Origin of the sequence: Extibacter sp. GGCC_0201 (assembly GCF_017566055.1) — a bacterium.
Taxonomy (GTDB): Bacteria; Bacillota; Clostridia; order Lachnospirales; family Lachnospiraceae; genus Extibacter.
This window is the reverse complement of sequence record NZ_JABFCH010000002.1, coordinates 169544-193369: the sequence shown is the minus strand read 5'-3', so window position 1 is coordinate 193369 and position 23826 is coordinate 169544. Positions and strand designations below refer to the sequence as shown.

27 protein-coding genes and 1 other annotated feature are annotated in these 23826 nt (G+C 48.1%); of the genes, 5 read left to right on the top strand and 22 right to left on the bottom strand.

Annotation, left to right across the window (positions count from 1 at the left end):
- Nucleotides 1–3 precede the first annotated feature (3 nt).
- From HJV72_RS02235 to HJV72_RS02205, 8 genes are all read right to left on the bottom strand, one after another.
- The gene (locus HJV72_RS02235) at nucleotides 4–243 is read right to left on the bottom strand and encodes a hypothetical protein (protein WP_208068307.1); all 240 of its coding nucleotides are present in this window, start codon (nucleotides 241–243) and stop codon (nucleotides 4–6) included.
- Nucleotides 244–312: 69 nt separating this feature from the next.
- Complete coding sequence (locus tag HJV72_RS02230) at nucleotides 313–909, bottom strand: hypothetical protein (RefSeq protein WP_208068305.1); 597 nt, start codon at nucleotides 907–909, stop codon at nucleotides 313–315.
- Between the two features lie 11 nt (nucleotides 910–920).
- A complete protein-coding gene (locus HJV72_RS19960; protein WP_256435902.1) occupies nucleotides 921–1052 on the bottom strand; it encodes a hypothetical protein in 132 nt (43 codons plus the stop codon).
- Nucleotides 1053–1252: 200 nt separating this feature from the next.
- The gene (locus HJV72_RS02225) at nucleotides 1253–1528 is read right to left on the bottom strand and encodes a DUF2442 domain-containing protein (RefSeq protein WP_208068302.1); all 276 of its coding nucleotides are present in this window, start codon (nucleotides 1526–1528) and stop codon (nucleotides 1253–1255) included.
- Nucleotides 1529–1544: 16 nt separating this feature from the next.
- Nucleotides 1545–1805: a DUF4160 domain-containing protein gene (locus HJV72_RS02220; RefSeq protein ID WP_208068300.1), complete on the bottom strand. Its 261-nt coding sequence runs from the start codon at nucleotides 1803–1805 to the stop codon at nucleotides 1545–1547.
- 143 nt (nucleotides 1806–1948) lie between these two features.
- Complete coding sequence (gene rpsI / locus HJV72_RS02215) at nucleotides 1949–2341, bottom strand: 30S ribosomal protein S9 (RefSeq protein WP_208068298.1); 393 nt, start codon at nucleotides 2339–2341, stop codon at nucleotides 1949–1951.
- A 28-nt stretch (nucleotides 2342–2369) separates the two neighbouring features.
- On the bottom strand, nucleotides 2370–2798 hold the full coding sequence (gene rplM, locus HJV72_RS02210) for a 50S ribosomal protein L13 (RefSeq protein ID WP_066579469.1): 429 nt from the start codon (nucleotides 2796–2798) through the stop codon (nucleotides 2370–2372).
- Nucleotides 2799–2992: 194 nt separating this feature from the next.
- Nucleotides 2993–3784, bottom strand: coding sequence for a nitroreductase family protein (locus HJV72_RS02205; RefSeq protein WP_208068297.1), 792 nt, complete (start codon nucleotides 3782–3784; stop codon nucleotides 2993–2995).
- Between the two features lie 143 nt (nucleotides 3785–3927).
- Between HJV72_RS02205 and HJV72_RS02200 the strand changes: the two genes are divergently transcribed.
- The gene (locus HJV72_RS02200) at nucleotides 3928–5301 is read left to right on the top strand and encodes an MATE family efflux transporter (protein WP_208068296.1); all 1374 of its coding nucleotides are present in this window, start codon (nucleotides 3928–3930) and stop codon (nucleotides 5299–5301) included.
- Between the two features lie 66 nt (nucleotides 5302–5367).
- The gene (locus tag HJV72_RS02195; protein WP_208068295.1) at nucleotides 5368–5982 is read left to right on the top strand and encodes a GNAT family N-acetyltransferase; all 615 of its coding nucleotides are present in this window, start codon (nucleotides 5368–5370) and stop codon (nucleotides 5980–5982) included.
- A 12-nt stretch (nucleotides 5983–5994) separates the two neighbouring features.
- On the opposite strand, the gene HJV72_RS02190 is transcribed toward HJV72_RS02195, so the two are convergent.
- Complete coding sequence (locus HJV72_RS02190; protein WP_208068294.1) at nucleotides 5995–6447, bottom strand: GNAT family N-acetyltransferase; 453 nt, start codon at nucleotides 6445–6447, stop codon at nucleotides 5995–5997.
- Nucleotides 6448–6652: 205 nt separating this feature from the next.
- Here HJV72_RS02190 and HJV72_RS02185 point away from each other — a divergent pair, with 205 nt between their 5' ends.
- A complete protein-coding gene (locus HJV72_RS02185) occupies nucleotides 6653–7966 on the top strand; it encodes an alpha-amylase family glycosyl hydrolase (RefSeq protein ID WP_208068293.1) in 1314 nt (437 codons plus the stop codon).
- Nucleotides 7967–8033: 67 nt separating this feature from the next.
- Here the strand turns inward: HJV72_RS02185 and HJV72_RS02180 are convergent, their stop codons facing one another.
- From HJV72_RS02180 to HJV72_RS02125, 12 genes are all read right to left on the bottom strand, one after another.
- Entirely contained in the window at nucleotides 8034–9182 is a 1149-nt protein-coding gene (locus tag HJV72_RS02180; protein WP_208068292.1) for a DUF4179 domain-containing protein, read from the bottom strand.
- 3 nt (nucleotides 9183–9185) lie between these two features.
- Nucleotides 9186–9734, bottom strand: a complete 549-nt coding sequence (locus tag HJV72_RS02175) for a sigma-70 family RNA polymerase sigma factor (protein WP_208068290.1) — start codon at nucleotides 9732–9734, stop codon at nucleotides 9186–9188.
- A gap of 118 nt (nucleotides 9735–9852) precedes the next feature.
- Complete coding sequence (locus tag HJV72_RS02170) at nucleotides 9853–10359, bottom strand: flavin reductase family protein (RefSeq protein ID WP_208068288.1); 507 nt, start codon at nucleotides 10357–10359, stop codon at nucleotides 9853–9855.
- A gap of 38 nt (nucleotides 10360–10397) precedes the next feature.
- The gene (gene tyrS, locus HJV72_RS02165; RefSeq protein WP_208068286.1) at nucleotides 10398–11621 is read right to left on the bottom strand and encodes a tyrosine--tRNA ligase; all 1224 of its coding nucleotides are present in this window, start codon (nucleotides 11619–11621) and stop codon (nucleotides 10398–10400) included.
- Nucleotides 11622–11744: 123 nt separating this feature from the next.
- Nucleotides 11745–12004, bottom strand: a binding site (T-box leader).
- 80 nt (nucleotides 12005–12084) lie between these two features.
- Nucleotides 12085–12789: a DUF5714 domain-containing protein gene (locus tag HJV72_RS02160; protein WP_208068285.1), complete on the bottom strand. Its 705-nt coding sequence runs from the start codon at nucleotides 12787–12789 to the stop codon at nucleotides 12085–12087.
- A 5-nt stretch (nucleotides 12790–12794) separates the two neighbouring features.
- Nucleotides 12795–13919: an N-acetylglucosamine-6-phosphate deacetylase gene (gene nagA / locus HJV72_RS02155; RefSeq protein WP_208068283.1), complete on the bottom strand. Its 1125-nt coding sequence runs from the start codon at nucleotides 13917–13919 to the stop codon at nucleotides 12795–12797.
- A 35-nt stretch (nucleotides 13920–13954) separates the two neighbouring features.
- Nucleotides 13955–14788, bottom strand: a complete 834-nt coding sequence (locus HJV72_RS02150) for a MurR/RpiR family transcriptional regulator (RefSeq protein ID WP_208068281.1) — start codon at nucleotides 14786–14788, stop codon at nucleotides 13955–13957.
- A 34-nt stretch (nucleotides 14789–14822) separates the two neighbouring features.
- Nucleotides 14823–15740 carry an ROK family protein gene (locus HJV72_RS02145; RefSeq protein WP_208068279.1) on the bottom strand — a complete coding sequence of 306 codons (918 nt, stop codon included), beginning with the start codon at nucleotides 15738–15740 and terminating at the stop codon, nucleotides 14823–14825.
- Nucleotides 15741–15907: 167 nt separating this feature from the next.
- Nucleotides 15908–16360 (bottom strand): YhcH/YjgK/YiaL family protein, encoded by a 453-nt coding sequence (locus HJV72_RS02140; RefSeq protein ID WP_208068277.1) that lies wholly within the window; start codon nucleotides 16358–16360, stop codon nucleotides 15908–15910.
- A 25-nt stretch (nucleotides 16361–16385) separates the two neighbouring features.
- Complete coding sequence (locus HJV72_RS02135; protein WP_208068275.1) at nucleotides 16386–17891, bottom strand: sodium:solute symporter; 1506 nt, start codon at nucleotides 17889–17891, stop codon at nucleotides 16386–16388.
- Nucleotides 17892–17916: 25 nt separating this feature from the next.
- Entirely contained in the window at nucleotides 17917–18834 is a 918-nt protein-coding gene (locus HJV72_RS02130; protein WP_208068273.1) for a dihydrodipicolinate synthase family protein, read from the bottom strand.
- Nucleotides 18835–18882: 48 nt separating this feature from the next.
- Nucleotides 18883–19569 (bottom strand): N-acetylmannosamine-6-phosphate 2-epimerase, encoded by a 687-nt coding sequence (locus HJV72_RS02125; RefSeq protein ID WP_208068272.1) that lies wholly within the window; start codon nucleotides 19567–19569, stop codon nucleotides 18883–18885.
- Nucleotides 19570–19868: 299 nt separating this feature from the next.
- Here HJV72_RS02125 and nagB point away from each other — a divergent pair, with 299 nt between their 5' ends.
- Nucleotides 19869–20594 carry a glucosamine-6-phosphate deaminase gene (nagB, locus tag HJV72_RS02120; protein ID WP_208068270.1) on the top strand — a complete coding sequence of 242 codons (726 nt, stop codon included), beginning with the start codon at nucleotides 19869–19871 and terminating at the stop codon, nucleotides 20592–20594.
- A gap of 251 nt (nucleotides 20595–20845) precedes the next feature.
- Nucleotides 20846–21592 carry a class I SAM-dependent methyltransferase gene (locus tag HJV72_RS02115; protein ID WP_208068268.1) on the top strand — a complete coding sequence of 249 codons (747 nt, stop codon included), beginning with the start codon at nucleotides 20846–20848 and terminating at the stop codon, nucleotides 21590–21592.
- A gap of 214 nt (nucleotides 21593–21806) precedes the next feature.
- Here the strand turns inward: HJV72_RS02115 and HJV72_RS02110 are convergent, their stop codons facing one another.
- A complete protein-coding gene (locus HJV72_RS02110; RefSeq protein WP_208068266.1) occupies nucleotides 21807–23789 on the bottom strand; it encodes a sodium-translocating pyrophosphatase in 1983 nt (660 codons plus the stop codon).
- Nucleotides 23790–23826: the final 37 nt, after the last annotated feature.

Here is a 23826-nt window from a genome sequence, read left to right as displayed (position 1 = left end):
CTTTTATATGTACAGCCTGCGGAATGAATATATCAGCTCTGTATAATTATCGTACGTGCCAGGCACCGTCACTTTTCTTTTAAATGTAGATCCATCCTCTTTTGACAGAACACACGTTATCCTGCAGGAAGTCTTCCATTCTCTAAGCCCCTCTATCCGGATAATCCTTCTCCCATATGGATATACATGCCCGGATGCCATGATTCTTTCTATCAACCACTCTTCATCTATAGCTTCTATCATCTTAGCCTCCTGATGCGCGTTATAAAAATACGCGGCTGTTCCTGCTACATTTGATGCCGTTCCCGTGCCTTATACATTTATCTGAAGATGGCGCTGAAATTCAGGCGCTGCATAATCGAACAGATACATATTGTTCTCACTGTCTCTGGCAAAGGTAAGAAACATTCCATAAGTCCGTCTTCCAATCATAAGAGCGCCGGCCATGAGGACACCCGCCAGCATCAGCACACTTATGAGGCTAACCATGCGCCGGGTATCTCCTGGAAGCCGGGTACTAGCCAAGACCAGAACTGACACTGTCACAATTGTGCCTGCCACCAAGCCTGCCAGGCAGAATATCCGGTATCTTCTGAACAATCTGCCCGATGACCCGCCTTTCCTGTATTTCCATATGTACGGGCCTGCTGCCGGAACATAGTTCCTCTCTTCCTCACGCTGCTGCATATCGGTAAAAGATTCCGTGGCCCTCTCACATTCACGTTCGGCAGCCGTAAAGTTCTGCGGCTCCTTTACGTCTGTGCGGGGACTTCGTATCAGCTTGATTCCCCACGCCAGAACACAGGCAGACAATACCCCCGCTGTCAATATAAATGTCAGGGCATTGCCGTTTGAACCAGTTCCCCATTCTATCCGCTCCATTATATCGTTCAGAACCATCAGCAACACGAGAATTACCCCTACTCCGCCGATGCGGCCAGCACTGCGCCGAATATCCTCTTCACTATGTACATGGTCATGACCTCTTTTCTGTCCGTCGCTATCTTCGCAGAATTATCAAGTCCTGCAGCCTTATCTGTTTCATTAATCACTGTAAGTATACCACAGTGATTAATTCAAAAAAACCCACAAACTTGATGTCTGTGGGTTTTCCATCTATTGCAAATATGCAACTGCTTATCGTTTTGAGAACTCCGAACGCTATAAATACGCTATTTTTAAGCTGTTTGTCAGTTACGTGTTCGTTACCCATATACGCTCATATGTGCGCATACTGTCTCCAAACCATATATTATGCTATCTTTTCCACCGCCATCGGTAATTCATACAGTGTATCCGGGTCAATATCCAAACATTTCGTATTATCTCGGTCCCCCCCGATATCCCATGCCAATGTATCATTCATCACTGTACAGGCCTCTTTAAAAACAGTGATATCTTTCAATGGACGAAATACCTCTTTCTCAATCATTTGAGTCATATCATAACATACGATTTTACCATCTTCAAAGTATACATATACCGAATAATTTTCCATTGGTATTACCTGCACAACCTTTGGAAACATAACATTCACCTCACTTTTAAACTAACGGATTGATTCGGTTCATCGGTTTTCCATCCTTTGATAATTCCCAATTCTGCATCAGTTCATCCTGATGTAAAACACACCATGCTAAAATCAATTTGAGTTGCCGGGATGGAAATGCACCTTTTATACACCTTGCTGCATCAATTTCAATAATCGCCTTATTCCCATTATATTCCGCATGGAAATGTGGAGGATTATGGTCATCATAATACATTGTAACTCTGATTCCGTAAAACAACGATATCTCTGGCATTATATTTACCTCCTCATTTCATTCTATAGCATATATAGTTGACTATATATACTTGACAATATAAGTTTACCACAGTTATCACTTAAAAAAAACCCACAAACACGATGTTTGTGGGTTTATCATACAATAAAATATGCAATTTCCTATCGTTTTGAGAACTGTGGCGCTCTACGTGCTGCTTTGAGACCGTATTTCTTACGTTCTTTCATACGCGGATCACGTGTCAGGTATCCGGATTTCTTAAGTACCGGCCTGTAATCTGCATCTGCCTGCAGAAGTGCTCTTGCGATACCGTGGCGGATTGCTCCTGCCTGTCCGGTGTAACCGCCGCCCTTTACATTGACGATGACATCGAACTTGCCGTCTGTCTCTGTTGCAACCAATGGCTGGCGTACGATAACCTTCAAAGTCTCAAGACCGAGGTATTCATCGATATTTCTTTTATTTATAGTAATGTTGCCTGTTCCAGGTACTAAATATACTCTTGCGATTGATTTTTTTCTTCTTCCTGTTCCATAGAATTTTGCGTTAGCCACTTTCTATATCCTCCTTTCAAACCTTCCCTTAAAATTTCAGCTCTTCCGGCTTCTGAGCCTGCTGCTCGTGCTCTGGTCCGGCGTATACATGAAGCTTTTTAATCATTGATCTTCCCAAAGGTCCTTTTGGAAGCATTCCCTTTACAGCAAGTTCAATCACTTTTTCCGGTTTCTTGTCCATCATAACTTCTAATGTAGTCTCCTTGAATCCGCCTACATAGTCAGAATGGTTATAATACATCTTCTGCTCCATCTTCCTGCCTGTCACTTTGATGTCTTTAGCATTTACTACGATTACATAATCACCTGTGTCGATGTGCGGAGTAAATTGCGGCTTGTTCTTTCCTCGTAAAACCTTAGCTACTTCTGATGCTAAACGTCCTAATGTATATCCCGCAGCGTCAACTACATACCATTTTCTTTCAATCTTGTCTGGATTGGCCATATAAGTCTTCATTGGTTAACCTCCTGTGATAATTAACATCCAATTAAAATTATTATATTCAGAAGTCAGTTTGCTCCGGGGCTTTGGTTCAAACTGATTCATCTCATGTCATACTGCTTTATTATATTATACGCACCCACGTGTGTCAACCTCTTTTTAACCTTTTTATGCCATAATCTGCCTGTTTCAGTAACTCTTCAAAGATTCTATCTCCAGATAATGTCAGCCTTTTTCCGGGGCGCGGTTCTTCTGTATGTAACAGCCGGATAGCCGAGCAGCATGCAGCAGGAGATTCGCTTGCCACCTGTCTGCAGCCACTCCTGAAGAACACGGCTGCTGCTGATTACCCGCATCATATACCCGCTGTACAGCGCGCCGAGCCCCTCCGCCACGGCCATGTTTTCAATGTTCGCCGCAGCCAGGCCTCCGTCCAGAGGATTGTCTGAAGCAATCACGAGAAAAGCGGGCGTGTTGAAGAAGAACGTGTCATCTTCCGGATTCCGTTTCCATTTCATATAGAAGAACTCGAATGTCCTTGCATATTCCGGCGCACTTTCCTTCAGGCTCTCCAATATAGACGGCATCTCCTTCCAGACAAGCTCCTTGAACTCATCCAGCCTGTCCTGGATAAATACATATGTACAGGCCTGTCGGTTTCTTGCCGTCGCGGTATAACGGCCTGCACTAAGTACACGTTCTGCCTTGTCCCTCTCTATTTTCTCCGGTCGGAAGCTGCGGATACTTCTGCGGAACTTTACTGCGCGCAGGTAACAGCATGCATCTAGGGTGAACTTTTCTTTCTCGTATTCCTCTACCTCTGCCATGTCATACTCCGGGATAGACACTGCATTTACAGGACAGACGGCGACACAGTGTCCGCAGTGCAGGCAGTCTTTATATACATCTGCCTTCCCTTCCATTATCCGAATTGCGTTTGCCGGGCAGTCTCGTCTGCATGCTCCGCAACCGGTGCATTTATTATTGTCAAACAGAATCATCTTCATCAACCTCCCTTGTGAAATTCAATTATATAATAACATAATTATACCTTATCCTCTATTTCTTAATGAATTTTCTTATATTCTACTTACTTTGTACTCAAATTCTATGTTATAATATCTTACCTTGGGGGTATTTGGAAATGAGAAAAAATGTTGATTTGTTACATGGACCCGTCCTGTCTTCGTTGACACGGCTGGCCCTGCCGATTATGGCAACCTCACTTGTACAGATGGCTTATAATCTTACAGATATGATATGGATCGGGCGTATCGGAAGCAACGCCGTAGCCGCAGTCGGCGCTGCTGGTATGTATATGTGGCTCTCTAACGGCCTGGCAACGCTGGCGAAGATGGGCGGTCAGGTGAATGTCGGACATGCACTTGGAGCCGGACAGAAGGCCGACGCTTCACGCTATGCGGCGAATGCGTTCCAGCTCACGGCATTTTGCGGCATCATATACGGGCTTCTCTGTGTTCTGCTGAACGGTCCTCTTATCGGATTCTTCCGGCTGAACAGCCCCGCCGTCATCGCCGATGCCAAGATATATCTGCAGATTACGTGCGGCTTTGTCATATTTTCCTTTTTAAACCAGACATTTACAGGCATACTTACCGCAGTGGGCAACAGCCGCTCATCTTTTCTGGCAACCTCGGCGGGCCTTGTCATCAATATCGTGCTCGACCCAGTCCTTATCTTCGGCCTCGGCCCTTTCCCTGAGATGGGAGTCATGGGGGCTGCCATCGCTACGGTAATCGCGCAGCTTATCGTTACGCTCATGTTCTTTTACTTTGCGTCAAAGGACACGCAGGTATTTCGCAATATGAAGGTCGCAGAAAAGCCGCGCAGGAAGTATATGATGCCGGTCATCAAGATTGGGCTGCCCACTTCCATACAGAGCATCATCTTCACCGGCATGTCCATGATTATCGCCCGTCTCGTGGCCGGATACGGGGATGCCGCTATCGCCGTCCAGAAGGTGGGTTCACAGATCGAATCCATCTCCTGGATGACCGCGGACGGCTTCGCTGCCGCCGTCAATTCCTTTGTGGCGCAGAACCATGGGGCCGGCAACCGTACCCGTATCAAGAAAGGATATACTTCCGCCATGGGCGTAGTCCTCGTATGGGGCGTCATCTGTACGCTGCTGCTCATCCTCTGCCCGGCGCCCATATTCCGTATCTTCATCTCAGAGCCGGACGTCCTGCCGATGGGCGTGGATTATCTCATGATACTCGGCGTATCACAGCTGTTCATGAGCGTGGAGATTACGACTGCAGGGGCATTCGCAGGCTTTGGACGTACGGTTCCGCCGTCCGTCGTCGGCATCGTGCTGACAGCTGCCCGGATTCCTTTTGCCATGCTACTCACCGAGACGGTGCTCGGACTGAACGGAATCTGGTGGAGCATAACCATCTCCAGCATATGCAAGGGAATCATCCTGCTTATCTGGTTCCTTGTTTTCTTAAAGCAAAAGGAACAAAAGGAGGAACAAAAGGGGCCAGACCCCTCTTAAACAGGGACAGACCTTCTGCGGGGTCTGGCCCCTTTTATTAAACATCATTTTATGGAGGAACGCTTCATGAACTTAGAAATCAGAGAATTAAGAAAAAAAGATTACAGAAAGGCCATTGCATTTGCCATTACGGGCATGCACTTCAACTGGTATATGGACAGCGAAATATTGCTGAAGCTATATGGGAGATATTTCTGGTATCTGGAATTGAACAGGGCTACGCAGGTGATTGCAGCATATGCGGAAGATGAACTTGCCGGAGTCCTGCTTGCGGACATGAAGGGAGAAGATAAAAAATATCGTACTTTTGGAACATCATTCTATGTTAAAGTATTTGATATACTGCAGCATCTCTTCGCCAAAGACGGAGTGAGCGTTTATGATGAGGCAAACAGGGAACTGTTTTTGCAGTATCGCAGTAGCAAAATCCCGGATGGTGAAATCATCTTTCTGGCCGCCGACCCTGAAAGCACCGCCAGAGGAACCGGCAGCCTGCTGCTCAGCGAATTTGAACGCAGGGAAAAGGGGAAAGAAGTTTTTCTATATACCGATAATGCCTGTACGTATCAGTTTTATGAACACAGGGGATTCGTGCGTGCAGGCGAAAGGAATATCATACTAGAAATCGGTTCTAAGAAAGTGGAACTTCAATGTCTTTTATACAGCAAGCTGACAGATTAATGCAATCCATACTCATCTCTTCGCTTTATAATAATATACCATCACTTCGGAGTCGCAGCCATTGTGGTATTGTGGACATGTAATGCACTTTGTCTCGAAAGGTGCATCTTCCATTGGAACTACCGTAAAGCCGAACTTCCTGTAGAACCCCGGCACTTTGGCGGTGAGCCAGATTCTGTCTGCCTGCCGCTTTTCTGCCTCATCCATAACCGCACGGACAAGCCTCTTGCCGTATCCTTTGCCCCTGTATTCTTCCTCGACCGCCACGCATCGGAGAATGTATGCCCCTTTGTCATATACGAGGCCCGCAGCGCCGATTCTTGCGCCCGTCTCCTCCTCCAGCAGTTCAAAGCAAGTAAGCAGCCCTTCCGGCGCAGGATCTTCCGGGCGGATTTCCAGCCCCGCTCTTACAAAGAGTTCTACTAGTGAAGCATAATCCATCGTACAAATCATCTTCTCAGACATTTCTATATTCCTTTCCTTTCATTACTCCCTCATACAACGAAGTATCTACCACCAAATATAGTACAGACTTTGTGCTTTTACAATACTTTTGCCTCCTTTTTCCCAGCCCCTTTCTATGTTATACTTATTATGGCGTCCGTAACATGCTGCATGTATTGTTCAGACTGGCGCCTTGTACATATTTTAAAGAAAGCAGGTATTATTTATGTGGGCTTACAACAGTGTGTTCTATCAAATCTACCCAATCGGCTTCTGCGGGGCTCCGGTATCTAACGACGGAATCTGCGTGCCGCGTATCCTTAAGCTGAAAGAATGGGCCGGTTATCTCGAGGATCTCGGAGTGGACTCAATTATATTGAATCCGATATTCGAGTCTGACAACCACGGATATGACACGAGAGATTATACTAAAATAGACTGCCGTCTCGGTACGAATGACGACTTCAAAGAAGTGTGCGCCTCCCTCCATGCACACGGGATAAAAGTTGTACTGGACGGGGTATTCAACCATGTGGGACGCGGATTCTGGGCATTCAAAGATGTTCAGGATAAGAAGTGGGAGTCACCTTATAAGGACTGGTTCCATATCAGTTTTGATGGAAACAGCGGATATGATGACGGTTTCTGGTACGAGGGATGGGAAGGCCATTTTGAACTCGTCAAGCTGAATCTTCAGAATCCGGCTGTCACGGACTATCTGCTTGGCTGCATACGTGGATGGATAGATGAATTCGGCATCGACGGGCTGCGTCTGGATGTGGCGTACAGCCTGGACCATAATTTTATGAAAAGGCTGCGGACATATACCAGTGAAATCAAACCGGGATTTACCCTTATCGGGGAAGTATTGTTCGGGGATTACAATCTCATCGTCAATGACGAGATGCTTCACAGCTGTACGAATTATGAATGTTATAAAGGTATATTTTCCAGCTTCAATTCCATGAACATGTTTGAGATAGCACATTCTCTCAACAGGCAGTACGGCTCTGAACAGTGGTGCCTATACAGGGGAAAGCATCTCATCACATTTGTAGACAATCACGATGTGGCGAGGATTGCAAGCATCCTCACGAACAAGAGCCATATTCCTCTGGCGTATGGCCTGCTTCTTGGCATGCCGGGGATTCCATGCATCTATTATGGAAGCGAATGGGGGGAGCCGGGTGAAAAACAGCCCGATAATGACTATGCCCTGCGGCCATGTTTCGAACAGCCAAAGCCAAACGAACTGACAGCGTACATCAAAAAGCTGATTCGTATCCGCCAGAAGAGCGGAGCACTGTGCAGCGGAGATTATAAAAATCTTGTTATCCAGAATCATCAGCTCGTCTTCGAACGCTGCTCTGAATCCGAACGGATGATAGTTGCCATAAATGCGGCAGACCAGCCATATATGGCTGCCCACGGCAGTTTTGAAGGCGATGCCGTGGAATTGCTGTCCGGTCAAGAGGTAAAGTTAGAAGGACAGGTAAGTCTGCCGCCCTACAGCGTACAATATATTGAAATGGGGACGTAACCTTTTTAAGTTTTGTTACGTCCCAAATTGGACTTTGTGGTGTACCTGAATAAGATATACCCTGTACCTATTTTGTCGGTATGGTGAATTCTTCACCATACTGGCGGTAGGTGGCCGCTTCTTTTCCTTCGTCTTTCTGCAGGAAGTAGACGGACAATGCCATGTTTTCTGCGCCTTCTGCCCTCACTTCGTTGACCTGGTACAATTTGAATCTTCCGCAGCCGTCTTCAAATGCTCCGTAGTCTCTGAACCAAACGATTTCACCCTGGTCATTTTTGCCGCGCAGTTCCAATGTGAGGCCTTTTGTATCTCCTTTATAGTAGAGATATGTTCCTATTTCGTTATGCTTGTATTCTGTAATAGTTATCTTCTTACCATCCGGCAGGCTTACTTCCTGATCCAGGATAACGCTCGTCGTATCTGCCATGAGTTCTTGCCCGTCCGCTTTGAATTCATAAAACCATTTTCCGTCGGTGATTCCAGCCGCATCCTGAAGTTCTATCCTTGTGTCTATCTCCTTGCTCATGTCAAGCTTTCCACATTCCAGTTCACATTCATAGACCACTCTGACTTTACCGTCTTCTGCCTCAACTGGATGAATCAGCTCTATGCCGCTCACCTTTTCATCATTCAGATAAATCTCTGCCGCAAGCATCGGAAGTTTTATTTTCTTCAGCTCTTCTTTATCCATTGTATTCTTCAGTTCTTTGCGCATATCATCAAAGGTTCGATTCTTATTTATATAGATAGCATACCCGTTATTTACGTTGTTTCTTATGCTTTCCAGCTCTTCTTTTGCCTGTTTAGTAATTTTACCCGGATATTTCTGGGTCAGGGTTATCATAAGCTGACGGTCATCTAAAATTACGGATTCTAACTTCACTTCTATACCGTCACTCACTATCTTCGTATTGACCACAGTCTCATATGGAGATACGTCTTTTTCCCAGTTGCCGGAGGAAAGCCATCTGCTGATACTCTCAGAAGCAGATTTCATGGCAGCATTTACCTGTCCTCTGAACGGGCCTGCGGCTAGCCCCGTAAGGCAGAGGATTACACAGGCCGCACAGGCTGCATAGATCAGCCTTTTCGGACCGCGTATCTGCCTGCGTACCTTTTTCTGCCATCTTTTTGATTCCAATTGTGTAAATGTCTCCGGCGTATATGGGCCGGTATCAGTCTTGATATCATTTATATAATCGTATATATTTCTCATCTGCTACACCTCCCTGCTTTCATACATGGAACGGATACGTTTCTTTCCCCTGGACAACCGGTTATAGATGACCTCTTTTTTAAGTCCGGTCTCCGCACTCACCTCATCCAGATTCTTTTCTTCCATATAGAGCTTGAGGAAAATCGCCCTGTCCGTCTCATTCAGGCAATCGAGCATCTGCTCCAGCTCCTCGGATATCTCCTGCTCGGCAATCCGTTCCAGCTCCTCGTCGACCTTTGGAATCTCTATATCATCGATATTTTCAAACGTAATCTCCCGGTAATATCTTCGAAGGAAATCCAATGCCTTATACCTGGCGATTCCCGCGCACCAGTTTCTGAAGCTGCTTTTATCCATGTCAAAGCTGCCGATATTCTTCCAGATTCCAAGAAATACATCGTTGAGGCACTCCTCCTGATAGTCTTTCAAAAGCCTGAGACGGGTACATACTATAGCATTCAGCATCCCGCCATATTCACTTATCACATACATGAGCGCCTTCTCATCGTGCTTTTTCAGCTGCTCTACATAATTGCTTTCCGTTATCTTCATAGTTTCTACCCCGCGCAGGTGTATCGTTCCTACACTTATTACTTCGTTAAAAATCAGAGAAACCTATCAAAAAAGGATGTTGATTTGAATATTACACTCAAATCAGCATCCTTTTTTCCTACTTTATTAAGACTTTTGTAATTTCCGCAATATACATCGTATGATAGTCCGCCTCAGGATACCATTTTGTATCACATTCCGTCTCGATAAAGCATTCGGGATACATTTCCTGCGCATACAGCTTTTTACATACGAATATCATCTCTGCCTCTTCCACTGCCGCGGAATCTTCTATATAGTATGGATGAAGGCCGGCTTCCTTCCACTTGTCCTCTACATCCCGTCCAGATACGGCGCCGCATACGTTCAATGCCTTGCGCTGTCCGTCTGACAGGAAAGATATGGTAAATGTATCGTTCATATCCACAAATTCCTTCGTATATCTCTGAGGACGGATATACGCAGTCACTACCGGCTTTCCCCACATGATTCCGACACCGCCCCAGCTTGCGGTCATCGTGTTGGATTTCAGTTCATCCCCCGCAGTGATGAGCATCCACTGCTTTGATATCTTCTCGAAAGGGTTGAAGCTCAGTTCGTCGATTGCTATTTCTTTAAAAGCCATCTCACACTCCTCCTTCTATCGGCCATCTGCCGTTAAGACTATTGTAACACAACTTTGCGGAAATTCTTCTTGCCTTTTTTTAATATCATGCCTTCTCCTGTAAATGCATCTGAAGTAAATACTTTCTGTATGTCCGTAACCTTCTCTCCGTCCACGGCGACGCCGCCCTGCTGCACCGCGCGTCTGGCCTCTGACTTGGACGGCACGAGGCCGCTCTTTAACAGAAGCGTAAGGATATCGATGCCTCCGTCTGCCAAATCATCGGCTGTAATCTCTGCCGTAGGCATCTGTGCCGCAGCTCCCTGGCTAAATAGCGCTCTTGCAGACTCCTGTGCTTTTTCGGCCTCTTCTTCCCCGTGCACGAGCTTTGTCAATTCGTAGGCAAGAATCTCTTTGGCAGTGTTCAGCTGTGCACCTTCCCAGGAATCCATCTTGTCTATCTCTTCCAACGGCAGGAAAGTCAGCATGCGGATACATTTCAGCACATCCGTGTCCCCGATATTTCTCCAATACTGGTAGAAATCAAACGGAGATGTCTTCTCCGGGTCAAGCCATACCGCACCGTTCTGCGTCTTGCCCATCTTCTTGCCCTCTGAGTTCAGAAGCAGAGTAATGGTCATTGCACATGCATTCTTGCCAAGTTTCCGGCGGATAAGCTCCGTACCACCAAGCATGTTGGCCCACTGGTCATCACCGCCAAACTGCATGTTGCAACCGTAATTCTGGTACAGCATGTAGAAGTCAAAGCTCTGCATAATCATGTAGTTGAACTCAAGGAACGTAAGCCCCTTCTCCATCCTCTGCTTGTAGCACTCCGCAGCCAGCATCCGGTTGACTGAAAAGTGCGGGCCGATCTCACGGAGCATATCGATATAGTTCAGATCCAGCAGCCAGTCGGCATTGTTTACCATGAGCGCCTTGCCCTCTGAGAAATCAATAAACTTGCTCATCTGCTTTTTGAAACAGTCACAGTTGTGCTGAATCGTCTCCGGCGTCATCATGGAACGCATGTCCGTCCTCCCGGACGGGTCCCCGATATAGCCAGTCCCGCCGCCGAGAAGGGCAATCGGCTTATTGCCGGCATCCTGCAGCCGCTTCATCAGGCAGAGCGCCATAAAGTGCCCCACATGAAGACTGTCCGCCGTCGGGTCGAACCCAATATAAAACGTCGCCTTCCCATTGTTAATCAGCTCCCTGATCTCATCCTCATCCGTAACCTGGGCGATAAGACCTCTCGCCTGCAATTCTTCATAAATTCCCATAACTTATCTCTCCTTATACATTTAAATTGTCAGATAATATCGTGAATTAGCAAAGGGGTCAGACCCCTATGGCCATAGGGGTCTGACCCCTTTGCTAATTCCGACAAAAAACCTCGTCCCTATAGAAAGGACGAGGTCTGATTCCCGTGATACCACCTTGTTTCACCTGCAGCTTACGCTGCCGGTCTCTGAAAGCTGCTAATGTACAGCTTATGCACGTTAACGCATGCCCCGCGGCACAGCCTACTTTCCTTCCGGATAATCAGGTTTCGGTGTGCGGCTCCAAGATGTATTCACTGTCTGCTCTTTCATGCGCCTCTCATCTGCCGGCTGCTTTCTGTATGGGTGTGCGGACCGCTACTTCTTCTTTTCAAAGCCTTTGTTCTTTATCTTGTCTTGCTTGTCTGAAATGGTAACGTATTTCTGTTTTTTTGTCAAGAAGTAATTTCAAATTGTGCTATTTCTAAGCGGATGGGTGATACGGGCAGTGCTGTCTCAGGCACTGTTTATTTTCCATGAAAAATCCGCATTCAATCTTTTCCGGCAGAATCATTTCTATGTCAAATGTCTCTTTTACTTCCGCAGCCGCTTCTTTTACGGCGGTAAAGCAGTCCCGCTTGCAGCAGCGCGGCCCGCCAAGCGCTGCGATTGCCCCCAGCGCCCTTGCCGTCATCCGGTTGGACAGCTGCCAGGATCTGCCCGTCAGAGGTGTCGCCTTTGTGACGATGCTCATGAAGATTCCGGTGCTGACGGCGGCACCGCAGCAACCCCACATGCCGCACGCCCCGCCGGGCACCTCGCTCCCCCTGGCACGCATCTCCTCAAGTGCTTCCGAGAGGTCGATATCTCCGCCACAGTTATGATAAGCCGCCAGAAGTGCCGCACCTGCCAGCACATGATGTTCCGGCCCGTGCATGTATATGAACGGGTCTTCCATCACCTCCTGCATGATGGCAACCGGATTACGTGAACCCGTCCGGCTGCATGTATCCATTATCACTTCCATCCCTTTTTCGGCGTGGCAGCGGTCGCAGACATAGTGACCGTCCGTACAGGCGGCACGGCTTTCAAAGCTCTGCCCGCACAGGGCGCACTGCAGCTTCATTGCTTTGTCATAGTATTCAAGATCCCTGCCGCATACGAGGCAGGCGCCTTCTCTTCTGTGCATTTCTCCTATATCCTTTTCCCGTCTTTGATGACAGCCTTCAGATTCAGCTCCTTGTCAAGCAGCACCACATCCCCCTTCTTGCCAGGTGTAAGGGAGCCGTACTTATCGTACTCGCCAAGGCTTTTAGCGGGGTTCATCGTGGCACACGCAACAGCGGTCTCGAGGGGAATCCCCATCTCTTTTACCACCGTGCGCAGACAGTCCATGAGATTCGTAACCGAACCTGCAAGAGCACCGTCTGACACCAGTGTCGCCCGGTTTCCTGTCACATGGACCGCAAGGCCGCCGAGCGTGTATTCCCCGTCCGGCATGCCCGTTGCACGCATGCTGTCACTGATTAAGATAATACGATCGGCGCCGAGCATCTTGAACGTGGCACGCACGACAGACGGATGAATGTGCACGCCGTCACAGATTAGCTCCGCCATGACATGCCCGCTGTCTGACACGGCACCGATGACACCCGGAGCCCGATGGGTCAATGGCGGCATGGCATTGTAGAGGTGTACCGCATGGCACGCGCCTATATCATAGGCTGCCTTGGCATCGTCATATCCTGCGTTCGTATGTGCCAGAGATACATTCACCTCATCCTTCACCTGCTCTACGAATTCCAGCGCCCCCTCTTCCTCCGGAGCCACGCCGATGTACTTGACAAGCCCCCGCGCTGCAGTCTGAAAACGGTGGAAGATATCCTTGCTGCAAGGAATGATATATGTGGCGTCCTGGGCTCCCTTTTTCGCCTTGCTGATAAACGGCCCTTCCATATTCACGCCGATGAGGTCGGCACCGTCTCCGGCCTCCTTTTTGTATGCGGCGGCAGTAGAGAGGATATCCTCAAGGGTCTCCACCGGAAGTGTCATCGTAGCCGGCGAGATGGCCGTCACACCGATTGAGGCTTCATACTTTGCAATCTCATGAATCGCTTCCTCCGTGCCATCGCAGAAATCATAACCTTTGCAACCGTGAAAATGAATGTCAATCAGACCGGGGATGGCATAGCAGCCTTCTCCGTCTATGACTTCTCCCGCATCCTCTTTCCCTTCGGAAATGAGGCCGTCCCTGATAACAATCTCACCATCTTCAAATGTCTTTTCTTCTGTAAATACTTTTACATTCTTGATTAACATACCGTTTCTCCTCTCAATGTGAATGTTCAAATCATTTATATATATTTCTCAGGCTTCTCCCGCTGCAGCGCCCGCAGCGTATTGTCATGCAGCGTCTCTTTCTCGTACTTGTCCTGCTCCAGATAATAAGAATAGATGATGTCCAGCATCACGAGAATCGGAAACTGAGGCGAGATGGCATTACCGTGGTTCAGGTGCTTGAGGGAAGGAATCAGCAGCACCTCGTCACAGAACTTGTCGAACGCCTCATTGTTCCTGGCCGTCACCAGCACGGTCTTCGCGCCTCTTTCGTGTGCCTCTTTGAGCAGGTACAGCACTTCTTCCTTCTCACCGCTTATGCTGATGCCGAACACGAGACAGGTCTCATTCTGAAATACGGCCTGCATACGCATCAGGTCGCTGTCCTGTATGGAATCGATGTCAACGCCGATACGCATAAACCTGAGCTTCATCTCTCTCGCGGCAAGCCCGGAACTCCCCATGCCACAGACGAACACCCTGGCTGCCCGGTTCAGGTATCGGCTGATTCTGGCTAACTGTACCTCATCCACAAGGCTGTACGTCTTATTCAGCAGCTCCTGGTACACGTTCAGTACCATCCTCGTATTACCGGTAATCGATTCCTTCTTCTCTACAAATGTCTCTTCATACTGATAGACGAATTCTCGATAGCCCCGGTAGCCGCACTTCTTGGCGAACCTGGAAAGGGACGCCTCGGATACGAAGAGCAGCTCGGCGACCGCCCGGGCGGAAAAGTCCATCTTCTTCCTGTTCTGGATAAAGAAGTCTGCAATGTTCTTTTCCACGGTCGTAAAATTATCATAATTAGATTCAATCAACGGTACTACAGACTTCACATAATATTCCATGACCCACCAGCCTTATCTCTAACTTATCTCTACCTTATCTCACCTGATTTCCCACTTCCGGTACCTTTTCGGACTGCTTCTTTCTGAAGTGGTAAAAAGCTCCAAGCATCCCTGCTTCGTTTCTGTGCTTCGCAAAGCATATCGTCGTATGGCCCGCCACACTCGGGATGAGATACCGGTCAGCAGCAGCCTCTATCTTCACTTTCAGATATTCCTCCTGCGCCATGATGCCTCCTCCGAGCACTACGGTCTGGGGATTCAGCACATAACAGATATTGGCGATTCCCATGCCAAGGACATCCGTCATCTCGTCGATGGCCCGGATACAGACTTCGTCCCCCTTATCCGCACACTCGAATATGCGGTAGCCGTTCCAGTGCTCTACAGGTTCCCCTTTTCTGTCCGCCACCTTCTTCGTCAGTATGCTGGCTGCGCCGAGCGTCTGGAAATCGCTGCCGCACATGTGCATGTACCCGACTTCACAGGCGCTGTTGCTAAAGCCGCGATATACTTCGCCGTCCAATATGATACAGCCCCCGATTCCGGTCCCGATTGTAAGCATCAGCGTGCTCTTGCTGCCCATGGCAGCGCCGGACACGGACTCTGCAAGGCCCGCGCAGTTCACATCGTTCTCCACTTCACATGGAATCTTGAACCGTTCTTCCAGAACTGCTTTGAACCGCGTCCCCGCATAATCCGGAATGAGCGGGGCGGCATGGAAGATCTCTCCCTTCTTTGTATCCACCATTCCTGCAGTAGATATGCATATGCCGCTTATTTCCTCCCGATTCACACATTCCCCTACGATATCTGACACTTTGCCCAATATAGAAGGGCCGCCTTTAAAAGCCTCCGTCTTCTTCTCCCGCTTCGTGAGTATATGGCCGCTTTCATCGATGACCCCATACTTGATGGCTGTGCCGCCAATATCTATACTTACATATTTTTTCATATATTCTCCTCAGCCTCTTTGCCACTGTTACCATTATAATATAAGACAATATTTTCTGCAATCTGCTGTCCCCGGCATATCAGGTGCCCTCTTGCTCCCTCGGACTTCTCCTCCATGTCCGAAGGGGCCAGGCCCCTGCTGCCACAGAAGCCTGACCCTCATCCTCTTTAATGGATCCGTACTTTAAATATCGCCTTTTTAATCGCTGCCGGCTCCCCTGCCTTAACCGCCGTACGGTGTGCGTCATGTGGATAGCAGATCAGAAAATCTCCGTCTTCCAGCACTACATGACCGTTCTTGTCCCCATCCATAGGAAGGAAATCATCTGCGGGCACGTATTCTTTCTGCTCCATATTATCGATAAAGTTCACATCTATCTGTTCCGGTCCAGCCAGCATGACGTGTATGTCCAGATACTCCCTGTGCGCTTCCCAGAACCGGTTATCGGCCTCTGTCGTCGTATACTCTGCGATATTGACGAACAGCCTGTCTCCGTCTATCTCGTGGCTCCCCTTTTCATATGCCTTCAAATCATGTTCCCTGGCATAGTCAAAACACTCTTTTACCTGGCTCTCCAGGAACGTATATTCTTCTATATTACGGATATTTCCAAAAACCATGTCTGCGGATCCTCCCTTTCTATCACTAATTTTTAAATACGGTCGTGTCCGGTGCAGGAACGCTGTCATCGCCCTTTACCTTTCTCCAGATAAGGCTTGCCGGGATGCCCACCACGAGGGATACGGCGATGGAGATAAGCGAGTAGGACCAGATCGATACGCTTCCTGCCGGCGCAAAATACTTGATACCGACCATGACGGCTGACGCTGCTATAAACGCTGCAACCGCGCCAAATGTGTTGGCTTTCTTCGTAAATGCACCAAGGATGAATGTCCCCACGAGGATACCGAGCACAAGTCCCATGAACCCGTTGAACCATTCATACGCAGACTTCACGCCTCCGTTTGCCAGCACCATGGCAACTGCGATGGCAAAGATGCCGACGATAAGCGATACGTACTGTCCTATCTTCGTCTGCCGCTCGAAGCTTAATTCCTTCTTCGTGAGTCTTGCCTGGATGTCCAAAGTCCAGCTCGATGCCACGGAGTTGAGTCCCGTAGACAGCGTGGACTGTGACGCCGCATAGATGGCTGCCAGCAGAAGTCCTGTGATACCTACCGGAAGCTCGAACGCGATATAGGACGCAAATATCTGGTCCTGTGCCGCTGCCGGCGGAAGCGCGTTCTGCTGATAGAACACGTACAGTCCTGTACCGATAAGGTAGAATACGGTTGCGATGAAGATGGAAAGCGCTCCGTTCGTAAGCATCATCTTGTTCAGCTTCTTCGTATCCGTCGTTGTCGTAAAGCGCTGCACGATGTCCTGGCTCGATACGTAAGAGCCCATCGTGTTGAGCCCTGCCCCTACAATCATGATGAATACGCTGTCTTTTAATATATTTATGTCAAATATCGGCTGATCCACTGCAAGGAACTTATGCTCTGCCGTGAAGGAATGGAAGATGGCTCCGATTCCGCCGTCTATGTTGGCGAGCAGGAATATCAGGGCAAATGTAACACCTATCAGGAGGACGGACCCCTGGATAAAGTCTGTCCAGAGCACAGATTTAAGCCCTCCTGTATATGAGTAGATGATGGCTATGACCCCCATGATGATGATGAGCACGTTCACACTGATTCCCGTCAGGCTTCCAAGTACCATGCAAGGCAGGTACATGATGATGGACATACGCCCGACCTGATAGATGATGAACATGACGGCTCCGAGCACGCGCAGCCCCTTGCTTCCAAACCGTAGTTCCAGATAATGGTACGCCGTATCGATATCCAGCTTGCTGTATATCGGAAGGAAATACCTGATCGTAAGCGGGATTGCCAGCAGCATGCCGAGCTGCGCAAACCACATAATCCATGTTCCGGCATAAGAATTTCCCGCAAGTGACAGGAAGGATATGGGACTTAACAAAGTAGCAAAGATGGATACGGACGTCACCCACCACGGTACGGTTCCATCTCCTTTAAAATATTCTTTCCCCTTCATCTCTCTTTTGGCAAAATGAAGGCCGGCGAATAGTACCGCTGCCAAATACACAATCAGAATAACCAAATCAATGACTGTAAAACCCTGCATCTTCTCTTCCTCCTAAAGTATCAACCTATAAATATTTCGCTTTCGCATCTGTAATCATCTGAGCCGCCTCTTTTACGACAGCCATGTCCGCCTCCACAAGAGAAGGCAGCGGCTTACGCACTCCGCCGAGCATAAGGCCTTCATTTAACTTAAGGATTTCTTTGATGACGCCGTACATGTTGCCGTGCGCCGCGCACATTTTGTAGATGATGGAATTGATGTCATACTGCAGTTGTCTCGCCTCTTCCATCTTGCCTGCCCGCACCAGTTCATCCAGCTTAAGGAACAGCTCCGGCATCGCACCGTAGGTTCCGCCGATTGCTCCTTCCGCCCCGATGACACGGCCGCTCATGAACTGTTCGTCCGGCCCGTTGAAGATGATATAATCCTCTCCCGCAGCAGCTTTGAACATCTGGATATCCTGTACCGGCATAGATGAATTCTTCACGCCGATGACTCTTGGATTCTTTCTCATCTCAGCAAACAGGTCCATCGTAAGCGCAACGCCTGCGAGCTGAGGTATATTATAGATGACAAAATCCGTATTCGGGGCAGCAGCGCTGATATCATTCCAGTAATTTGCAATGGCATGCTCCGGCAGACGGAAATAAATCGGAGGTATCGCGGCTATGGCATCTACGCCGAGACGTTCCGCATGGGCAGCCAGCACCTTGCTGTCCTCCGTATTGTTACAGGCGACGTGTGCAATAACCGTAAGCTTCCCCTGTGCGGCTTCCATTACATTTTCCAGGACAATCTTCTTGTCTTCTACGCTCTGGTAGATGCATTCTCCTGATGAGCCATTCACGTATACGCCTTTTACGCCCTTCTTCACAAAATAACGCGTCAGTGCCTGTACACCTTCCGGGCTGATATTGCCGACCTCATCATAACAGGCATAAAATGCTGGTATAACTCCTTTGTACTTGTCCAGATTTCTCATGATACACTTCTCCTTTTACTTAAATATCTCAATTATATTGTTACCTGTTTATTCCAATACATCCGCAAATGATTTTGTAATCAGCTGCGGCCTTGTAATGATGGAGCCGACGACTACGGCAAATGCGCCGAGTTCAATTACTCTCTTTGCCTTTTCAGGGGTGTTGATATTGCCTTCCGCGATAACCGGGTGTTTTACTTTTGCCACGATTTCTCTCAGAACCTCAAAATCATTTTCATCTATTTTCAGATGTCTGCTCTGCTTTGTATAGCCGACCATCGTCGTCCCTATGAAATCAAATCCAAGCTCATCCGCGTGGACGGCCTCTTCTACGGTGGAGCAGTCCGCCATGAGCAGCTGGTCCGGATAGCGCTCCTTAACCTGCGCAAAGAATTCATCCAGCGTTACGCCGCCCGGCCTCACGTCCTTTGTCGCATCCATGGCAATAATCTCTGGCTTAACTTCCATCAGCTCTTCGATTTCTTTCATTGTCGGTGTGATATATACTCCGCAGCCCTCGTAATCCCTCTTCACGATTCCGATGACCGGAAGCTCTACCTGCGACTTTATCTCAGCGATATCTTCTTTTGTATTCGCACGAATGCCGGAAGCCCCTCCTTCTCTGGCAGCCAGTGCCATTCTTCCCATGATAAATGATGAATGCAGCGGTTCATGCGGAAGCGCCTGGCAGGATACTATCAATTTCCCCTCTAACTGTTTCACTTGATCGTCCATGTTTCTCTTCCTCCTTGCTCTATCTGATATAAAGTATAGGCCTTCATGTTTTTATTTTCAATACATTGCAAATGTTCTGAAAGTTCTTTCACTCTTTTCCTTTTAACATGTCTCCATGGGTGATATTTTATGCATTCTTTTGTTAAAATTGCACAATGGCACGTACCTTCTTTCGATTCCATATTTATTTGTTGAAATCTGCTGACTTGTTGATATACTAATTAGTAGAGGAATAGCTCCTTGCAGCTGGCCGTTTCAGGCTGTACTTATATCAAAAAAGAAAGGAAATGGAGAAAACTATGAAAATTTACAGAGCAAAAGACTATGAGGACTTAAGCCGCAAAGCCGCCAATATCATCTCTTCCGAGGTTATATTGAAGCCGGACTGCGTGCTTGGTCTTGCAACAGGATCTACGCCAATCGGTACGTACAAGAACCTGATTAAATCTTATGAAAACGGGGATCTGGATTTCTCTGCCGTTACAAGCGTCAACCTGGATGAATACAAGGGGCTCGGTCCTGACCACGACCAAAGCTACCGTTACTTTATGAACCATAACCTGTTTGACCATATCAACATCGACAAAGCACGCACTTTCGTGCCCGACGGGCTGGAAGCAAATTCCGACAGGGCGTGCCAGGCATACAATGATATTATCGCAGGCTGCGGCGGCATCGACCTACAGCTGCTCGGCCTCGGTCATAACGGACATATCGGTTTTAACGAACCGGCCGACGAATTTGAAAAAGAGACGCACTGTGTGGACCTGACAGAAAGCACGATAGAAGCAAACAAACGCTTCTTCGCCACAGAGGCCGATGTGCCAAGGCAGGCATACACGATGGGAATCAAAACAATCATGCAGGCACGGAAGGTCCTCGTAGTCGTAAGCGGCGATGACAAGGCCGATATTCTTGCCAAAGTTGTAAACGGCCCCGTGACACCGGCCGTTCCGGCGTCCATCCTCCAGATGCACAACGATGTAATCATCGTAGCCGACGAAGCAGCACTGAGTAAAATGTAGTCATTAAACATTCATTTGGGACGTAGCCTTTTTGAAAATGGTTACGTCCCAAATTGGATTCTGCATAAAAAAGCAGAATACTGCTTCGATACGACACCTGGAAGAATGATTTACTTTTATTTTAATCCGGAGCGGTTCTGGAAATATATCTGGCCTGTACGGAAATGTTAACTTTGTAATATGGAACTGCATGTGATACAATCAAGCTGTCGACAGGAAACAATATTCTTAATAATCTGGGAGGTGTACGGTTGAAAGATCTCTACGAAAAGTTTGCCTATGACTACGATGAATTTGGAAGCATTGAGAATTACCTTGGGAGTGAAAGGTCATTTTTCCAGCAGTTATTTACCGAATACAATGTTGAAACAGTATTAGACTGCGCCTGCGGTACCGGGCAGCATCTGTATATGTTATCGGAGCTGGGATACCGTGTTCATGGATCCGACTTTTCCGCTTCTATGCTTAGTGTCGCATCGAAAAATCTGGAGAAATGCGGGAAGAATATTCCATTACGGCAATGTGATTTCAGGTATCTGGGACAGGCATTCGCAGAACAGTTTGACGCTGTCATCTGCCTCACGACATCACTGCCCCATCTGCATACCGACGAAGATCTGGTCACGGCACTCCAGTCCATGAAGGACCGGCTAAGGACGAATGGCCTGCTCGTGTTGACCCAGGGTACGACACCTTATACGTTATCACTTCCACCCATAGAAGTCGTTGTGAACAGAGAGGATTTTTCCCGGATATTTGTGAAGGAACATGACAATCAGTTCCAGACGATACACGTTCTCGATCTGTATCATTCAAAAGTACGGCTGGAAAGCAGCCAATATGATATCGTCTATAAGATTATACTGGATGATGATTACAGGCGGCTTCTCTCAGAAGCCGGATTTGGCAATATACAGATATATGGCGACTATGACCGAAGCCCTTATTGTGAAGAAAGCTGTCGGCTCATCGTTGTCGCACAGGGACAAAAGAAGTAATGTGATTTCTATAAGCAAAGATTAGGAGGCAAAAATATGTCATACATTTTTTCAAAACACGCGGACACCCGGCGATTACGTCAAATGCTGAACCATCCGCAGAAATAATCACTGAATTTATAAACAGTTAAGGCTATTACGATTTGTATAAGTAATTACGATTACTAAAAAGGTACAGGGCAGCTTATTCCGCTGCCCTGTACCTTTTATCATCTTATAACAATCCGCCTATTGACAAGAACAGTGGCGCAAATACAAGTGACACGATTGTCATCAGCTTAATCAGTATATTGATGGACGGGCCTGACGTATCCTTAAACGGATCGCCGACCGTATCGCCGACAACTGCCGCTTTATGGGCCTCGCTGCCCTTTCCACCGTGATTGCCGTCTTCGATATATTTCTTTGCATTATCCCATGCACCTCCGGCATTGGACATGAAGATTGCCATAAGCACACCGGTCACAAGAGCGCCGGTAAGCAGACCGCCAAGCGCTGCAGGCCCGAGTACGATTCCGATGATAAGCGGAGCCGCCACTGCCATGATGCCAGGAACGAGCATTTCCTTAAGCGCTGCGGTCGTCGATATGGCAACGCATGATTTGTAGTCTGGCTTTGTCGTCCCTTCCATAATACCGGGCATGGATTTGAACTGGCGTCTTACTTCCTCGATCATCTGATATGCCGCCTTGGAGACAGACTGCATCGTCATAGAAGAGAACAGGAATGGAAGCATACCTCCGATAAACAGTCCGATGATTACCCGGTTGTCGAGTATGTCTATCGTCTTAAGATCCACTGCCTCTGCATAGGACACGAACAATGCCAGCGCCGTAAGAGCCGCTGAACCGATGGCAAAGCCTTTGCCTATCGCTGCCGTCGTATTGCCGACCGCATCCAGCTTATCCGTAATCTTACGCACTTCCGGATCCAGACCGGACATCTCTGCGATGCCGCCTGCATTGTCAGCTATCGGACCGTATGCATCCACGGCAACTGTAATCGCTGTAGTAGAGAGCATCCCAACCGCTGCAAGCGCGATGCCGTAGAGGCCGCACACCTGATAAGCCACAAAGATGCCGACACAGATGAACAGAATCGGGACTGCCGTTGATTTCATACCGACCGCAAGACCGCTTATGATCGTCGTAGCCGCTCCGGTCTCGGACTGCTCGCTTATCTCTTTTACCGATTTGTAATCACCGGAAGTGTATACTTCGGTGATGATGCCGATGAGCAGGCCTACGACAAGTCCTGCCACGATAGCGATGGCAGCTTTAAAATCACCGAAAAAGTAATTGCTGAATATAAACGCGACCACGACGACGATTACACTTGTGGCGTATGTTCCCATCTTCAATGCTTTATGTGGATTCGACTTTTCATCTCCCCTGACAAAAAATGTGCCCAGAATCGATCCCACAAGGCCAAGTCCGGCTATGATGAGCGGGAATATAGCTCCCGGTGCCTTAAAATAGACGATTCCAAGGGTAAGTGCCGATATCAGTGCTCCGACATAGGACTCGAACAGGTCGGCACCCATGCCTGCCACATCACCCACATTATCACCGACATTATCAGCAATAACAGCGGGGTTACGCGGGTCGTCTTCCGGAATTCCGGCTTCCACTTTACCCACGAGATCAGCTCCTACATCAGCCGCCTTCGTATAGATTCCTCCTCCCACACGTGCAAAAAGCGCGATAGAAGAAGCACCCAGGCTGAATCCGGACAGCACTTCCACATTGCCGGTTATCAGGTATATCACGCTGACTCCGAGCACTCCAAGCCCGGCTACGCACATTCCCATGACCGCCCCGCCGGAAAACGCGATGGAAAGCGCTTTGTTCATCCCGCTTGTCTTAGCCGCATTGGCTGTCCTTACATTCGCTTTCGTCGCCACCTGCATTCCGAAATACCCGGCCAGCGTGGAGAATACGGCTCCTACCACGAAACATATTGCCGTTATCCAGTTGCCGATTCCAACACCAATCAGCACAAACAGGATTGCCACGAAGAATACAAGTATCTTGTATTCTGCCGTCAGAAACGCTTTGGCACCGTCACTGATGGCGCCCGCTATCTCTTTCATCTTGTCGGTCCCTTCATCCTGTCTGCCTACTTTTGCTGCGAGATATGCGGCAAAAAGCAGAGCAAGAACCCCAAAAACAGGGACCAGCTTCAACAACATTTCCATAATTTTCAATCCTCCCACAGATTTGATAAGTAATTAT

What these genes read in the sequence shown, in the direction of transcription:
- HJV72_RS02235 (WP_208068307.1), bottom strand. Translation starts at nt 243, where the DNA reads ATGATAGAAGCTATAGATGAAGAGTGGTTGATAGAAAGAATCATGGCA.
- HJV72_RS02140 (WP_208068277.1), bottom strand. Translation starts at nt 16,360, where the DNA reads ATGGTTTTTGGAAATATCCGTAATATAGAAGAATATACGTTCCTGGAG.
- HJV72_RS02110 (WP_208068266.1), bottom strand. Translation starts at nt 23,789, where the DNA reads ATGGAAATGTTGTTGAAGCTGGTCCCTGTTTTTGGGGTTCTTGCTCTG.
- HJV72_RS02195 (WP_208068295.1), top strand. Translation starts at nt 5,368, where the DNA reads ATGAACTTAGAAATCAGAGAATTAAGAAAAAAAGATTACAGAAAGGCC.
- HJV72_RS02125 (WP_208068272.1), bottom strand. Translation starts at nt 19,569, where the DNA reads ATGGACGATCAAGTGAAACAGTTAGAGGGGAAATTGATAGTATCCTGC.
- rplM (WP_066579469.1), bottom strand. Translation starts at nt 2,798, where the DNA reads ATGAAGACTTATATGGCCAATCCAGACAAGATTGAAAGAAAATGGTAT.
- HJV72_RS02135 (WP_208068275.1), bottom strand. Translation starts at nt 17,891, where the DNA reads ATGCAGGGTTTTACAGTCATTGATTTGGTTATTCTGATTGTGTATTTG.
- HJV72_RS02145 (WP_208068279.1), bottom strand. Translation starts at nt 15,740, where the DNA reads ATGAAAAAATATGTAAGTATAGATATTGGCGGCACAGCCATCAAGTAT.
- HJV72_RS02150 (WP_208068281.1), bottom strand. Translation starts at nt 14,788, where the DNA reads ATGGAATATTATGTGAAGTCTGTAGTACCGTTGATTGAATCTAATTAT.
- HJV72_RS02220 (WP_208068300.1), bottom strand. Translation starts at nt 1,805, where the DNA reads ATGCCAGAGATATCGTTGTTTTACGGAATCAGAGTTACAATGTATTAT.
- HJV72_RS02190 (WP_208068294.1), bottom strand. Translation starts at nt 6,447, where the DNA reads ATGTCTGAGAAGATGATTTGTACGATGGATTATGCTTCACTAGTAGAA.
- HJV72_RS02185 (WP_208068293.1), top strand. Translation starts at nt 6,653, where the DNA reads ATGTGGGCTTACAACAGTGTGTTCTATCAAATCTACCCAATCGGCTTC.
- HJV72_RS02225 (WP_208068302.1), bottom strand. Translation starts at nt 1,528, where the DNA reads ATGTTTCCAAAGGTTGTGCAGGTAATACCAATGGAAAATTATTCGGTA.
- HJV72_RS02205 (WP_208068297.1), bottom strand. Translation starts at nt 3,784, where the DNA reads ATGATTCTGTTTGACAATAATAAATGCACCGGTTGCGGAGCATGCAGA.
- HJV72_RS02130 (WP_208068273.1), bottom strand. Translation starts at nt 18,834, where the DNA reads ATGAGAAATCTGGACAAGTACAAAGGAGTTATACCAGCATTTTATGCC.
- HJV72_RS02160 (WP_208068285.1), bottom strand. Translation starts at nt 12,789, where the DNA reads ATGCACAGAAGAGAAGGCGCCTGCCTCGTATGCGGCAGGGATCTTGAA.
- HJV72_RS02200 (WP_208068296.1), top strand. Translation starts at nt 3,928, where the DNA reads ATGAGAAAAAATGTTGATTTGTTACATGGACCCGTCCTGTCTTCGTTG.
- HJV72_RS02180 (WP_208068292.1), bottom strand. Translation starts at nt 9,182, where the DNA reads ATGAGAAATATATACGATTATATAAATGATATCAAGACTGATACCGGC.
- tyrS (WP_208068286.1), bottom strand. Translation starts at nt 11,621, where the DNA reads ATGGGAATTTATGAAGAATTGCAGGCGAGAGGTCTTATCGCCCAGGTT.
- nagB (WP_208068270.1), top strand. Translation starts at nt 19,869, where the DNA reads ATGAAAATTTACAGAGCAAAAGACTATGAGGACTTAAGCCGCAAAGCC.
- HJV72_RS02170 (WP_208068288.1), bottom strand. Translation starts at nt 10,359, where the DNA reads ATGGCTTTTAAAGAAATAGCAATCGACGAACTGAGCTTCAACCCTTTC.
- HJV72_RS02175 (WP_208068290.1), bottom strand. Translation starts at nt 9,734, where the DNA reads ATGAAGATAACGGAAAGCAATTATGTAGAGCAGCTGAAAAAGCACGAT.
- nagA (WP_208068283.1), bottom strand. Translation starts at nt 13,919, where the DNA reads ATGTTAATCAAGAATGTAAAAGTATTTACAGAAGAAAAGACATTTGAA.